Genomic DNA, 13,989 nt, shown 5'->3' with positions numbered 1-13,989 from the left:
CTCAATAGGGCAGTCTGGCTAATTGTACTGGTTTGTTAATCGAATACCAAAATATCCAAAGAAAAAAACCGCGATCCATTTAAAATGAATCGCGGTTTACACTGTAAAGTTTAATCTTTAACTGTATGAGGTGGCACTAAGCGGTTGCGACTTTCACTTCGGTTTTATTTTTTAAGAAAGCGTATGTCACACCAGTGACTACCGTACCAGCCACTATCGCGACCAGGTATAAAAATACTGGGGTAATCGCATTTGGAATCAACAGCACAAACAAACCGCCGTGTGGTGCCATTAGTTTTGCGCCAAATAACATGGATAGCGCACCGGTTAATGCCCCACCTGCCATGCAGCTTGGGATAACACGCATTGGATCTTTGGCGGCAAATGGAATTGCGCCTTCAGAAATAAAGCACAAACCAAGCACAAAAGAGGCTTTACCTGCTTCACGTTCGCTTTGAGCAAATTTGTCTTTGACTAAGAAGGTTGCTAAGCCCATACCCAATGCTGGCACCATACCCGCTGCCATTACTGCGGCCATTGGCGCGTAAGTTTGTGATGCTAATAAACCGACACCAAATGTATAAGCAGCTTTATTGATTGGACCACCAAGGTCGAAACACATCATGCAACCTAAGATAATGCCTAATAGAACCGCGTTAGCAGAACCCATGTTATTTAGGAAATCTGTCATTGCTGTCATGATGCCAGCGACAGGGCCTCCGACCACATAAATCATCACAAGGCCGGTGAACAAGCTTGCCAATAAAGGAATGATTAAAATGGGTTTCAGTGCTTCCATTGATTGCGGCAGTTTCACTTTATCAGCAATAAATTTCGCCGCGTAACCTGCTAGGAAACCGGCAATGATACCGCCAATGAAACCGGCTCCGGTTGAGCTTGCTAACATACCACCGATTAAACCCGGTGCTAAACCTGGGCGGTCAGCGATAGAGAAAGCAATGAAACCAGCAAGAACTGGGATCATAAGTGCAAACGCAGAACCACCGCCAATCGTCATCAGTGCAGCCGCTAGTGTGCCTTCTTGTTTAAATGCTTCGATACCGAAAACAAAAGAAAGGGCAATCGCCAAACCACCGGCGACCACAAGTGGCAGCATGTGAGAAACACCTGTCATTAAATGCTTATAAACACCGGCTTTTTCTTCGGTACTTGAATCAGATGAGCCTGATTGTTGGCTTGCTTGATAAGGCTTGGCTTGCTCGAATGCTTTGGTAAATTCTTGTTCGGTTTTCTTTAAGGCAAGACCAGTACTGGTTTTGTATAAAGGCTTACCGGCAAAACGATCCAGTGGCACTTCAATGTCTGCTGCAATGATCACCAAATCAGCGTCGGCAATATCTTGATCGGTGAGTTGATTTTTAGCACCAACAGAGCCACGAGTTTCGACCTTGATTTGGTGGCCAAGCTGCTTACCCGTTTCTTCAAGAGCTTCCGCTGCCATGAAAGTGTGGGCAACACCGGTTGGGCAAGCGGTAATCGCAACAATTTTTTTCGAATTATTGGTAGAAGCTTGGGTGCTTGAAGTGATGGCAGATTCGGTTAACCCCGATGCTTGTTGAACGGCATTTTCTAACCATGCTTGCGAATCATTCAGGTTAGCGCTTAAATCGCCTTGATAGACTTTCTTTCCAACAAATCGCGATGTATTCACTGAGGTATTCGCTGCAATGATAATGGCGTCGGCATCATCAATTTGTTGCTGAGTTAACGCTGTCGACGGAATGACAGTGGATTGGCATTCTATTGCGGCAGTCCAATTTAATGTTTTTACTGCTTGCTCTAATAAACCAGCAGTAATAATGCTATTAGCAACACCACTTGGGCATGCAGTTATAATGGCTATATTCATAGGATGTCCCTGTTATTATTTGTTGCACTGAGTGCAATCGAACCAACTTATAGTGTGTTGATATTAATTTGTTGTTGTAGGCGAGTAACCGAAGCAAGATCTGGAACGCCGACACCAATTTGTGTTACCGCTAGCGCAGATAATGCGGTCGAAAAACTTAAAATATCGTCCTGTGCCCATTGATTAAGGTGCCCCCAAGTTAACCCTGCAACTAAAGTGTCACCTGCTCCAACGGTACTTATTACTTGCATACGTGGTGGCTGAGCTTGTCGCCATTGACCTTGGTTTAACCACATCACGCCTTTTGCGCCCATTGAAATCACAATATTTTCAATGCCTTTTGATTCCAAAGTGAGTGCAGCTTGTTGGCATGCTTCTGTTGTTGTTAATTCTTGATTAAGCAATTCTGAAAGCTCTTCATCATTGGGCTTAATGAGCCAAGGCCGCGAATCTAGACCAGCTTTCAGTGCTTCACGGCTACTATCAAAAATGACTTTTTTACCTTTTTTATGCAGTAAGTTAATCCACTTAGCGGAGAGTTCAGGAGAGACGCCACGAGGTAAACTACCGGCCATGACAAAGTAATCATGATCTTCTGATAGTTCTTCCAGCGTGTGTTCAAAGGCCTCGATAGCGGCTTGATTCACTTCTACCCCAGGAAAATTAATGTCACTGACATCGCTGGCTGAATCGACCAGCTTGACATTAATGCGTGTCGCACCGGCAACACGCACAAAGCGATCGGTGGCCTTTATTTGTTCAAATAATTGGCAAAATGGGGCTTGGTTATCAGACCCTAAAAATCCGGTTACAGTGACCTGTGCACCTAGATCACAAAGCACTTTTGCAACGTTGACCCCTTTACCTGCAGGGTGAAGCGTGCTTTTTGAAACTAAGCTAACACTGCCAACATTCAATTGATCCACAAGGTGGCCAGTTAAATCTAAAGCAGGGTTAAGCGTAATAGTGACAACTTTAAAGTTTGACATAACGGTTCCTTAACCTTCACCAAGTCCAGATTCAATCGCTTTACCAATCGAAGTAAGCGCTAACTCGGCATCAGCACCATCGGCGGTAAATTGCAGGCGATGACCATGTTTGACTCCGAGAGCTATTACTTTCATTAAGCTTTTAGCGTTGACGCTGCCTCCATCGCCATCTAAGTTTTCAACTCGAATAGTCGCTTCAAATTTCTTGGCTTCTGCTACCAGCATGGCGCCAGGTCGAGCATGCAAGCCATGAGTGTTTTTGATTTTAAAGGTGGCAGTATTGGCACTGCCTTGAGTCATTTCTGGTGCTTTTTCGGACAAATCGAACATGTCCAATAGGCCGTTAACATCGGCGTCCAATATGTCTTGCTGGCGCTTTGTTAGGATGAATTGAGTGAGTTTATTTAATAAAGCTTTATGGCTAGCATTGCATGCAGCAAACGCAATTAAGCCTTTCACTTGTTTGCCTTCAAACTCACAATCATTGGCGGTTGAAACAAACGACATCGCAGAGCGGTTCACACCATGGCCACCACTCACTAACCATAAACCAGCGCCGATATCCGTTGGCTTCTTAGTGATGATCTCAGAAATGTACTCATCGCCAGTGCAGCCTGTATTGCGTAATAAGCCACCGGCAACGGCCGTCATTTGTAGCATGTCACTGGCTGGGAATTTCAGTTGAATTAAAGACGCATCGAAATCGGCCATTAACTGAGTTTTGCCATTTAATACTTCGATAATATCTTGCTCGGTTTTGGCATTCTTAAGGGCGGTTTCTACACCATCAGCCGATAACACTTTAGTCAGTTGTTTTAAAATACCTAAATGCTCATCAGATTTAGCGGCAATACCAATGGCCACATACACCGTACCATTTCCCCAGTCCACGCCTTTTGGAAAGTGGTGAACACTCACGCCTGTTTTTTGAACCAGACCGCGGGTTTCTGTCGTGCCATGTGGAATCGCAATACCGTTACCGAGAAAAGTGGAAGATTGTTCTTCTCTATTTAGCATGCCATTGACGTAATCGGCTTCAACATAACCTTGTTGGGTTAAGCTTTGAGCGATATTTTTGATGGCAGCAATTTTATCAGTAGCTGTTTGAGCAAGTGTCACTTCTTGAGGTGTTAAAATGAGCATGGTTGTGCCTCTTGTTTGGAGTTTTGGAGTGAATACCTATACAGCCATTTCTGAATACTAGATTACAGATGTCGGTATAACCAAACTCTCTCATATTTGTTAAAGCTGAATCGTTTCAGCAAATTGGTAAAAAAATTCAGCAAATCGATTTGAAGACATTTTTATCAAGAATGCTACTCATCCTTTAACAAGAATTTTAGCTTTATGTGACCAAACTTCAAATTTGCTGAATCCTTTCAGCTTTTATACTGAATCGATTCAGCTTATAATTCAACCGACATATTGATCTTAGCAATATAATTTTGATCCAGTGCACATAATGAGCGTATTAGCGGGGAAACCGAATGACTCTTGATGAAATAGCAAAGCTGGCTGGAGTGTCTCGAACCACCGCCAGCTATGTCATTAATGGTAAAGCGACCAAGTATCGAATCAGCCAAAAGACTCAGAAAAAAGTGATGGCAGTGGTAGAAGAGCATAATTACCAGCCAGATCATGCGGCTTCTTCTTTACGTGCAGGGCAAAGCCGATCGTTTGGTCTCGTGATCCCAGATTTAGAAAACAGCAGTTACGCTCGGTTAGCCAAATTATTGGAATTCAATTCTCGTCAAGCTGGGTATCAAATTTTAATTGGTAGCTCAGGTGATGATCCTCAAACAGAAAAATCGATTGTGAACGCTTTGGTTAGTAGACGTATTGATGCTCTGTTTGTGGCGAGTTCTATGAAAGATGCGAATGAGTTCTACCTTTCGATCCAAAATAAAGGAACGCCCGTTATCGCGCTCGATAGGCCACTCGATGATGAATTTTTTAGTTGTGTGATCAGTGAAGATTTTGACGGAGCACTGCAATTAACGTCTTCAGTATTATCTTCTGAGGTTAAAAGTGTTGGATTGATTGGCGCATTACCAGAATTGAATATTTCAAAAGAACGTCAGTTAGGTTTTGAAGCTGCGGTACGTAAGCAAGAAAAACTAGGGCATCGCATTCAACCACAAATTGAATATGGTGCGCTTTTTAATGGTGAGACTGGCCGAATGGTCATGCAAAAATGGCTGAATGAAGATAACTTGCCGGATGCGATTATTACCACTTCTTATACTTTACTAGAAGGGGTGTTAGATGTGTTGTTTGAGCACCCTGAATTGATGAAAACCATTAAAATTGCCACCTATGGCGACAACCGTTTATTGGACTTTTTACCCATTAAAATCAATTCACTTTCTCAACGATTTGAACTGATTGCAGACAGTGCTTTGGAACTTGCGCTGAACGCCTCGGCCAAACGTTATAATTCTGGTGTTGAATTGATCCCTCGTAAGTTAAAAATTCGTCAAACCTTATGATTTATTGATTGGTAATTTTCTTGCTTAAATTCATTCGCTCTCAGAAGTAACTTTCTGTGGGTTGTGCTATTATATGCGCGATTTTGTTTTTATTTCCCTTGGAGCACACCCTTTGCAATTTAAAGATCTTGGTCTAGATAATCGTCTACTAAAAAATCTACAACATTATAACTTCTCAAAAGCAACCGACATTCAGCGTCAAGCTATTCCTGTTGCTATTGCGGGTAAAGACTTATTGGCCTCGTCCAAAACCGGTTCTGGCAAAACATTAGCATTTGTTTTACCTATGCTGCATAAGGCGCTAAAAACGAAATCCCTGTCGGCAAAAGATCCTCGCGGTGTCATTTTGGCCCCGACGCGTGAATTGGCGAAACAAGTATTTGGAGAGTTAAAATCCATGTTAGGTGGGTTATCTTACACTGGCACTTTGATTGTGGGTGGCGAGAACTTTAACGATCAAGTAAAAGCCTTACGTAAATATCCTCGATTTATTGTAGCTACCCCAGGTCGCTTAGCGGATCACCTTGAGCACCGTTCTCTTTATTTAGAAGGGGTTGAAACCCTGATTTTAGACGAAGCAGATCGCATGTTAGATCTTGGTTTTGCTCCTGAATTATTGAAAATTCATAAAGCGGCAAAACATCGTCGTCGTCAAACATTGATGTTTTCTGCAACATTAGATCACGCAGAAGTAAATGGATTGTCTTCAGAATTATTGAATGATCCAAAGCGCATTTCAATTGGTGCTTCTGCGGAAGAACATAAAGATATTGATCAATCTTTTTACCTTTGTGATCACCTCGATCATAAAGAAGCGATTCTTGAGCGTTTATTGCAAGAAGCCGAATACAAGCAAGTGATCATTTTTACTGCAACTCGTGTTGATACCGAGCGTTTAACGGTGAAATTAAATGAACAAAAATTAAAAGCGGTCGCGTTAAGTGGTGGGTTGAATCAAACCCAACGTAATAACATCATGAGCCAATTTGAGCGCTCAGTGCATAAAATTCTTGTGACGACAGACATTGCCTCTCGTGGCTTAGATATTGCTAATGTTACGCACGTTATTAACTTTGATATGCCAAAGCACACAGAAGAATACGTTCACCGTGTTGGTCGTACTGGTCGTGCGGGTAACAAAGGGACGGCTATGTCTTTGGTTGGCCCTAAAGATTGGGTGAGCTTTAAGAACATTGAAACCTATTTACAGCAAGATCTTACTTTCTCTGAACTGGAAGGTTTGAAAGGTAAATTTAAAGGCATTAAACCACGTCAGCCATTCAATAAGAAAGGCCCAGTTAAAGCGAAAAAAGCGGCAAGCAAAGGTGCAACAACACCGAAGAAACCAGTTAAACGCGATAATAGCTTCTACAAAAATGTGGCAGTGGGTGAGCAAGTATTTATGCCGAAAAAGAAAAAGAATCCGGTGGTTAAAGACGACGAGTAAGGTTTTACTATTTGATTTATTTTCAAAGAGAATAATTTGAAAACAAGGGCTTAACGTAGAGGGAATCATTTCTCCAATCGTTAAACCCTTTTTTATTATAAAACTTCTGATCTCGTCACTACCGGCATTGATGTGTTGTCATTACCGAATATCTATAGCGATTAATGACTATAGCCTGTGTGTTTGTTGCTTAAGCTATAGAACGTTGCTTGAGCATAATCGTCACTGTCACCAGTGTTATTTTGATTGTAAACACCCGCTTTGAAGTACATGTATTGACCGCCTTCATCATAACCACTTGAGCCCATATTCACTTCTTCAGTAATATCGGCTTTCCCCTCACGAGAAATCGTTACAAACAACGTATTGCCTGTTACTTGGATTTTGTAGCTGAACTTCTCATCAAGCGCGATACCATCGGAAGGATTGCTAGCCGAACTGCTTCTTGAACCAATTAACTCATAATATTGTTCACTACCAGTGCGAGGTTCGTGGGCAAAGTAAATCGAACCTTTACTGTTATTTGGCAGTTTACGGTAATAGATACGCACAGGTTCATCATCATTGGCGTGAATTTGCCCAACAATAACACGGCCAATTTGTCCACTATCCCCAGTTGTTGTTACGTGATTCACGGCCAAGGTCGCTTCTAATACGCCATCAATGCCACCGGCATCAGACAGATCAGAAGAAGGCGCACTTGAGAATACCCAGTTATTATCGTTTACGCCTTGAGTACCAATACTGTCATCACCTCGACGCAGCATTTCTCTGAGTTCAGAGCGAGTGTAACTTGTTCCTGTTGACGTTTTAGGACCACTGACATAGCTGCGAAATACCATGCCGCCATCAGAGCCGGTATAGAAATAAGGGAACAGTTCATACCCACTGCTGAGTTCGACTTCTTTAATTGTATCGGATTTGCCGTTATCGTCTTCATCAATTGGTACACCTAATGTCCAATCGATCAGTTCAAAGTTACCTGAAGGTGCAACATCTGGATCAAGCCCATCAGTAGGGGGGGTTGGTATGGTTGGCGTCGAGCCATCGCTGCATCCTTTTATCACCGCTTCAACCATACTATTCCAAGTGTTTACTGAGTTCCCTTGACCGATGACCTTCACATATTGTGCATCAGAATCGGCAATATCATAGGTTTCTAAGCCTGAATTACTACCACTTGAAACACCGCCAGAATATACATTGTTCCAATCGGTGCCGTTAGCAGAGGTTTCAATATCAAAATAAGAGTTACGGCTATTTCCGTTATACCAAGCGACAGACATTTCTTTTACATTGGCGACTACGCCTAGGTTGAAAATAATGGCTTTACCTTGACCATTTGAAGACCAACGAGATTCCGCTCCATAGTTATTATCAATGGCATTGCTTGGGCCATGGCCATCATGGCTTCCGTCATCCGTTGCTGCAATCACTGTCAGTGCGCTATTGCCACTACATTGTACGGCGGTACCGGTTCCGGGATCGGTTGGTTCGCTGCTCCCTTCGCTGACTTTAGTTAAGGTAAAGTCATCAAATCGACCTTCACCGCTAAAGTATGCGCCGTAAATAGTGACTGAGTTAGCGTCGGAAGAATTAAAGGTTAACGTGACTTTTTCCCAATCTGATGCACTTGTATTTTTGGTTTGGCTGATTCCAGAGCCAGTCACCCCAATGGTTCCTGCACCTTTAACATAAGCACTAAGCTCGTACGTGGCATTCTTTTCAATGGTAATGGTTTGTTCTATTTTACCGCTTGAACCGGATAATTTTGCAGACTGGTTACCTGTGTATGCAACAGAGGATAGCGAACTTGGATCGCTATCGTTCCAGCCATCCCAACCGCTTTCAAAACTTGAATTATTGACTGTGGCAGCTTGAGCTAATGAAATGCCACAGATAGCTAAAATGGCAACGGATAATTTTGTTTTTGTATGATTTATTTTCATTTTATATCCTTGGATTCTCGTCCTATTTATAATGAAATGTAGGGGTTTCAATAATGAATATTCATGAATAATTCTTTTATCTGTATAAAATCATAAATATTTAATACCGAATTGGTTATAGGGACTAATTTCCTAGATGTAAATTATTCTCAGTTAAATTTGTGTTTTAATAATACAAAATGTGAGTTTGAATAAAAAAATGCAGAGAGAATGAAAGCAGGCTTGAAAAAGGGGAAATATGCGCTATGTGGGAAGCGAAATAGAGGGTAATAAAGAGATAAATTAGAGCGTATAAGCAATCGAAATAATCAAAACGAGAAAACGGACAACCGTAATGCTGTGGTTGTCCGTTTGGATATCGATATTAGTGGTTATTTAACTTGAATGATCGACTGAATAAATCGTTGTTTGGTTTCTTTATCCGCTTTGTCGTACCAATAATGCAACATTTGTTCTTCGGTTGTTTTGTACTGGCTATTGACTGGGACTTGGACATTGGCTGCTGATACGGCCGCTACAGAAGCACCTGTTGGTGCGATGGCGGCAATGCCACCCTTTTTGTTATAAGCGATAGACTCAGCATCGTATTGTCTACCAAGCTGTATGCCATTTTTAATGAGCTTATCTTGCTGAACGTCAACGGCATTACCTTTTTCATCAACTAATTTCCAAGCAGGGTTATTATCAAAGTCTTGGGCTTTATCTGCTGAACGATATTCTGGGACTTCAAGCGTTAACTCAGTATTGGATGCGGTGAATTTTGTGATAATCGCATCAGTATTGACGGTTGTTTGATCGCCACCTTGTTGAAATACTGGTGAATAGCGAAATACGATCTGGTTTTCACCATCTGGTAATGTCACACTTTTGCTGCTTGAAAATATACCGCCACTGAGTTCGGGTTCTTCACTATTTACGGCAAGGACTTTAACATCAGAAGGAACGCTAATGGTTACGCTCGCCAAAGCAGACGCGCTAAAACCAAACAGTGCTACTAGAGCGAAAGGTTGTAAAAGAGAATGTTTGAAAGTCATTGTTCATATTCCTTTAATCAAATGTATCGGCAAGCAGATAAAATAAAGGGCCCATAAAGAGCCCTTAAAATCATGTCGTTAATTATTTTTTAGCAGCATGCTGAAGTTTGTCAGCTTCTGTTAGTTCACGAATTTTACGGCTGATTTCACGGCGCTGTTTTGAAATTTCCGCACCATTGATGATGTGGTCATCAACACGGTCTTCATAATCGGCTTTCATGTTTTTCACGATAGCGATGATTTCTTCGTGTGTCATTTCTGGCTTGATGTAATCCAGTAAGTTTTCAAGCAAATCAACACGTTTACGGTTATCGCGGATTTTCTTTTCATTATCAAGAATTTCACGTTTTAATTTATTCTTACGACGAGCTTGGTTTACGATCTCAAATACGTTAGCCATAGTTGTTCCTTAATTTATAGTGATTCACTAAATACTTTCATCTCAGTAAATTAAACCATATACCAAACCGACAAAACAGACTTAAAATCAAAATAAAAGTCGATTAAGGCAAAACCAGAGTTTTAGATAGCCAACAATGACATAAAGGTGCAGCTTTCTTGTTGATTAGTAAGCAGACAAACCAATATAAGCTATTGACAAGATTGTTTAGAAAGTGAATTCTTCTTAACTATGAAAGAGAAAAAACCATCCACTGTTGTCCAAAGTGTTCAAGAGCGTTTTAAACGTGCTTACCTTGATTCAAGGCAAGGGATACATAAATTAGAACTAGACTTAAATCGAAGCCAAATTATTGTTGTCACCGATAATGGACGGAAAATCTATCGCCCGTATCGCTGGGATCATTAATACCCAAGTGACCGCAACGAGGAATAGAAGAATAATGAATATTGAACTTACCGCAATTGAAGCTCGAATTATTGGTTGTCTGATCGAAAAAGAAGTGACCACTCCAGATTATTACCCACTGACCTTAAATAGCCTGACGACGGCTTGTAACCAAAAAAGTAACCGTGAACCTGTGATGGCTTTATCTGAAGCTGAAGTGATGGATGCTGCGCAAGCTTTGATTGATCGCCGTTTAATGACAGATGAAAGTAGTTTTAATAGCCGTGTGTCTAAATTTCGCCATCGTTTCTGTAATACTGAATTTGGGTCGTTAAAATTTACGCCTCAAGAACGCGGCATTGTTTGTAGCTTATTGTTACGTGGTGCTCAAACTCCCGGTGAGATCCGTACTCGTACTAACCGTTTGTGTGAGTTTACGGATGTGAAGCAAGTGGAAGCGTTATTAGATCAAATGGCAAGTCGCGAAGAAGGGGCGCTGGTGGTAAAACTTCCTCGTGAGCCGGGGAAACGTGAATCTCGTTATCAACATCTTTTTTGCGGTGAAGTGAATGTAGAAGCGTACGCTAGTGCCGCTCCAGTGGTTTCTGCACCAACCAATAATCAACAAGAAGAACGCATTAGCGCTTTAGAACAACAAGTGGCGCAGCTAAGCGCGCAAGTGGAAGAGCTCAAAGCTTTAATTATTGATTAAGACCATGTCTGATCCTGACCTTCAACAAGGTAAGCCACCAAGCAAAGATTGGTATGTGTACTTAATTCGTACACGTACCAATACTCTTTATTGCGGCATTACGAATGATCTTGAGCGCCGATTCGAGCAACACCAAATTGGTAAAGGCGCCAAGTATTTACGCGGAAAAGGTCCATTAAACCTTGAATGGTCACAAGTTGTAGCCGATAAGAGTGCAGCATTAAAAGAAGAAATACGGATTAAGAAGTTGTCGAAAGTGCAGAAAGAGAGGTTAGTGAGTGGGTGTTAGCTGGATAGTAGTTATCCAGCTTAAAACAGTTTTTTATTCCAATAATAGCTTATTTAGAAAAGTTGGCATTAATGCGCATGTCCAAATAATCTTGCGCAGTAATTGCTTGATATTTTTTTTCGGGTCCTTGAATAATTTTGTCTTTATTGGCTTGGCAGAAAAATGCCATGCTGTAGCGTGAGCCTTGGTTTTCTGTAGGGTAAGGCATTCGGACACGGTGTAGTGTTGATTTTAATTTATCATCACTCCAACGCATCAACATATCTCCAATATTACAAGTGATCACTCCCGCTTGAGGTTCTACGTTACTCCATACTTGCTGGTGCTTTGAAGTCTTACCAGCTGCTACTTGTAAACCACCTTGATTGGGTTGTTGGAATACCATTGTCAAACAATCAAAGTCAGTATGTGCTCCAGCGCGCCAATGTTCCTCACTTTTTGTTAATTGCTCTATTGGCAAGTAATGCAATAAACGTAAGGTACTTTGATATTGATTTGAGTTAGGTTGATGAGCTTGAGCGAAGAAATGTCGCTCAAATCCCAGTTTATCGGCAAAGCAAGATAAAATGTTCATACCAAGTTGCCAAGCTTGGGCTTCAAAATCTAACATATCGTTTTGAAAGTGAGGAAGTAATAATTTACTTGGCCAAATACCATCCATATGTGGGCGCGTTATTTGGTAAGATTCTTTTTGATCTGCACTGTCAGTTGAAGGTCTGACTTGTTGTTTAAACTCCCAACCTGCGTTTTTCCCCATTTTTAAAGAAAGATTTTGTTTATCTGGTTTTGGTAAATTAAATAGACGCTCAGTGAGATCAAAAGCGTGTTCTATCTTTTTCAAAGCAATGGAATGATGTTTAATTTGAAAAAATCCAACTTCGGTTGCAGCTTGCCATAATTGTTCAGTGATTTCTTCTCGGCAAGATTCAAAATTACTCATATCAATTACTGGAATTTTAGTGTGTTCGGCATCAATACCTTTGCCACCGATGGTGCTTTCAAACTTTAATTCATCTAATTCATAAGCTGTAGTAGCCATTATTTATCTCCAATTAATAAGCATTTAGCTTGGTTATTGGAGCAATGCCCAGTAATGCTATTTCCATTACAGACCGCTTCTACTCCTGTTAAAATTTCTACTTTGGTTTTTTACCAAACATCGTCATGAATACGGGCTGCTGCTGCTTCCATGATAGGTCCAATGATTTCCATAGGTCTTTGCCCTGCAGAAAATACGGTTCGACATGGTAAATCAAGTGTTGGGTTTTCTGGGTGGTTACCTGTAATTTGTTTAAGCTTGCTTTCACTCAAACCATAAACAACCCTACCGACTCCTGCCCAATAAATCGCACCGGCACACATAGCACAAGGTTCGGCAGAAATGTATAACGTGCAATCTTTTAAGTACTCAGGTCGATACATTTGACTTGCCTCTGTCATAATTAATCGTTCGGCATGGCCCGTCATATCTTTATTCGGTAGATAACCATTAATTTGTTTTAGTAATACCTCTCCTTCAGCACTCACTAAAATAGCTGAAAATGGATGAATTCCTTGCTCTTTTGCTTGCACTGCTAATTCAAAGCATTGTTTTAGGTAAATTTGATCATCATTATTAATCGAGCCCATAGTTATATTGTCCTTAATGAGATTTTTCTTGTGGCAAACTCCAAGCAAAAAATGCTTTTTGTACCCAATGAGTTGATTTGAATAACAGCATGCTTACTGCAGATAAAAATACTAGGGCTGCAAATGCTTGTGGAATTTTGAAATAAGATGTTGAGAATTGTACGAAATAACCTAATCCTTTTTCTGCAGCTACAAATTCAGAGATAACAGCACCGATAACGGCTAGTGTTATCGCTACTTTTATACCACTAAATATATGTGGAATAGCATAAGGAAGTCGGATCTGCCAGATTGTTTTAGTAGAAGAAACATTGAGTGATTTAGACAGTTCAATTAATTCAGGTGGTGTAGATAACATACCTGTAGTGGCGGAAACAACTAAAGGAAAGAAGGTAATTAAACAAGTAATTACTAAGCGAGGAGCATCGCCAGTTCCAAGGATTACAATTAATAAAGGTGCTATAGCAACAACTGGAGTTGATTGAACAATAACCAGTAATGGGAATACCGCTTTAGTTAAAAATTTGGAGCTAACCATCATGATTGCAAGCGGAATACTGATCAGTAAAGATAATCCAAAGCCTAGCAGTGCTATACGTAATGTTGCCCATAAATTGTCTAACCATCGTTCGGCAGAAACTTGCATAAAAGCGTCGGCAATCGCTGATGGTGAAGGCAAGATAAAACTTGGTATCGAAAACACACGACAAACAATTTCCCATATTGGCAAAATAGCGATCATTGCGAGAGTCGGTAGACTGTTTTGATATAATTTTTTAATCGACATATTTTTT

Annotated in this window: 14 protein-coding genes; 5 read left to right on the top strand and 9 right to left on the bottom strand. The window is 41.0% G+C overall.

Features of this window, described 5'->3' with window-relative positions; translation table 11 throughout:
• Positions 1-136: 136 nt before the first annotated feature.
• From fruA to fruB, 3 genes are read right to left on the bottom strand one after another with little or no spacing between them, the layout of a single operon-like run.
• On the bottom strand, positions 137-1,870 hold the full coding sequence (gene fruA / locus A1QC_RS08230; protein ID WP_017024668.1) for a PTS fructose transporter subunit IIBC: 1,734 nt from the start codon (positions 1,868-1,870) through the stop codon (positions 137-139).
• 47 nt (positions 1,871-1,917) lie between these two features.
• The gene (gene pfkB / locus A1QC_RS08225; protein WP_017024667.1) at positions 1,918-2,859 is read right to left on the bottom strand and encodes a 1-phosphofructokinase; all 942 of its coding nucleotides are present in this window, start codon (positions 2,857-2,859) and stop codon (positions 1,918-1,920) included.
• Between the two features lie 9 nt (positions 2,860-2,868).
• The gene (fruB, locus tag A1QC_RS08220; protein WP_017024666.1) at positions 2,869-4,002 is read right to left on the bottom strand and encodes a fused PTS fructose transporter subunit IIA/HPr protein; all 1,134 of its coding nucleotides are present in this window, start codon (positions 4,000-4,002) and stop codon (positions 2,869-2,871) included.
• Positions 4,003-4,346: 344 nt separating this feature from the next.
• Between fruB and cra the strand changes: the two genes are divergently transcribed.
• Together cra and A1QC_RS08210 are read left to right on the top strand one after the other, a co-directional pair.
• Complete coding sequence (gene cra, locus A1QC_RS08215; RefSeq protein ID WP_017024665.1) at positions 4,347-5,348, top strand: catabolite repressor/activator; 1,002 nt, start codon at positions 4,347-4,349, stop codon at positions 5,346-5,348.
• Between the two features lie 112 nt (positions 5,349-5,460).
• Positions 5,461-6,795 carry a DEAD/DEAH box helicase gene (locus tag A1QC_RS08210; protein WP_026025763.1) on the top strand — a complete coding sequence of 445 codons (1,335 nt, stop codon included), beginning with the start codon at positions 5,461-5,463 and terminating at the stop codon, positions 6,793-6,795.
• A gap of 161 nt (positions 6,796-6,956) precedes the next feature.
• Here A1QC_RS08210 and A1QC_RS08205 read toward each other — a convergent pair whose 3' ends face one another.
• From A1QC_RS08205 to A1QC_RS08195, 3 genes are all read right to left on the bottom strand, one after another.
• A complete protein-coding gene (locus A1QC_RS08205; protein ID WP_017024663.1) occupies positions 6,957-8,744 on the bottom strand; it encodes a polysaccharide lyase family 7 protein in 1,788 nt (595 codons plus the stop codon).
• Between the two features lie 371 nt (positions 8,745-9,115).
• Positions 9,116-9,778 (bottom strand): DUF2057 family protein, encoded by a 663-nt coding sequence (locus tag A1QC_RS08200; RefSeq protein ID WP_017024662.1) that lies wholly within the window; start codon positions 9,776-9,778, stop codon positions 9,116-9,118.
• Positions 9,779-9,860: 82 nt separating this feature from the next.
• On the bottom strand, positions 9,861-10,178 hold the full coding sequence (locus A1QC_RS08195; protein ID WP_017024661.1) for a DUF496 family protein: 318 nt from the start codon (positions 10,176-10,178) through the stop codon (positions 9,861-9,863).
• A 231-nt stretch (positions 10,179-10,409) separates the two neighbouring features.
• Between A1QC_RS08195 and A1QC_RS15545 the strand changes: the two genes are divergently transcribed.
• From A1QC_RS15545 to A1QC_RS08185, 3 genes are read left to right on the top strand one after another with little or no spacing between them, the layout of a single operon-like run.
• Complete coding sequence (locus A1QC_RS15545) at positions 10,410-10,586, top strand: hypothetical protein (protein ID WP_158006024.1); 177 nt, start codon at positions 10,410-10,412, stop codon at positions 10,584-10,586.
• 34 nt (positions 10,587-10,620) lie between these two features.
• Positions 10,621-11,277 (top strand): YceH family protein, encoded by a 657-nt coding sequence (locus A1QC_RS08190; RefSeq protein WP_017024660.1) that lies wholly within the window; start codon positions 10,621-10,623, stop codon positions 11,275-11,277.
• Between the two features lie 4 nt (positions 11,278-11,281).
• A complete protein-coding gene (locus A1QC_RS08185) occupies positions 11,282-11,566 on the top strand; it encodes a GIY-YIG nuclease family protein (RefSeq protein ID WP_017024659.1) in 285 nt (94 codons plus the stop codon).
• A gap of 49 nt (positions 11,567-11,615) precedes the next feature.
• Here the strand turns inward: A1QC_RS08185 and A1QC_RS08180 are convergent, their stop codons facing one another.
• The 3 genes from A1QC_RS08180 to A1QC_RS08170 form a co-directional block, all read right to left on the bottom strand.
• Complete coding sequence (locus A1QC_RS08180; RefSeq protein WP_017024658.1) at positions 11,616-12,605, bottom strand: isopenicillin N synthase family dioxygenase; 990 nt, start codon at positions 12,603-12,605, stop codon at positions 11,616-11,618.
• A gap of 110 nt (positions 12,606-12,715) precedes the next feature.
• Complete coding sequence (locus A1QC_RS08175) at positions 12,716-13,195, bottom strand: nucleoside deaminase (protein WP_017024657.1); 480 nt, start codon at positions 13,193-13,195, stop codon at positions 12,716-12,718.
• A 13-nt stretch (positions 13,196-13,208) separates the two neighbouring features.
• A complete protein-coding gene (locus A1QC_RS08170) occupies positions 13,209-13,982 on the bottom strand; it encodes an ABC transporter permease (RefSeq protein WP_017024656.1) in 774 nt (257 codons plus the stop codon).
• Between the last annotated feature and the right edge of the window lie 7 nt (positions 13,983-13,989).

It is taken from the genome of Vibrio rumoiensis 1S-45 (assembly GCF_000286955.2).
Taxonomy (GTDB): Bacteria; Pseudomonadota; Gammaproteobacteria; order Enterobacterales; family Vibrionaceae; genus Vibrio; species Vibrio rumoiensis_A.
This window is presented reverse-complemented; position numbering and strand designations above follow the sequence as displayed.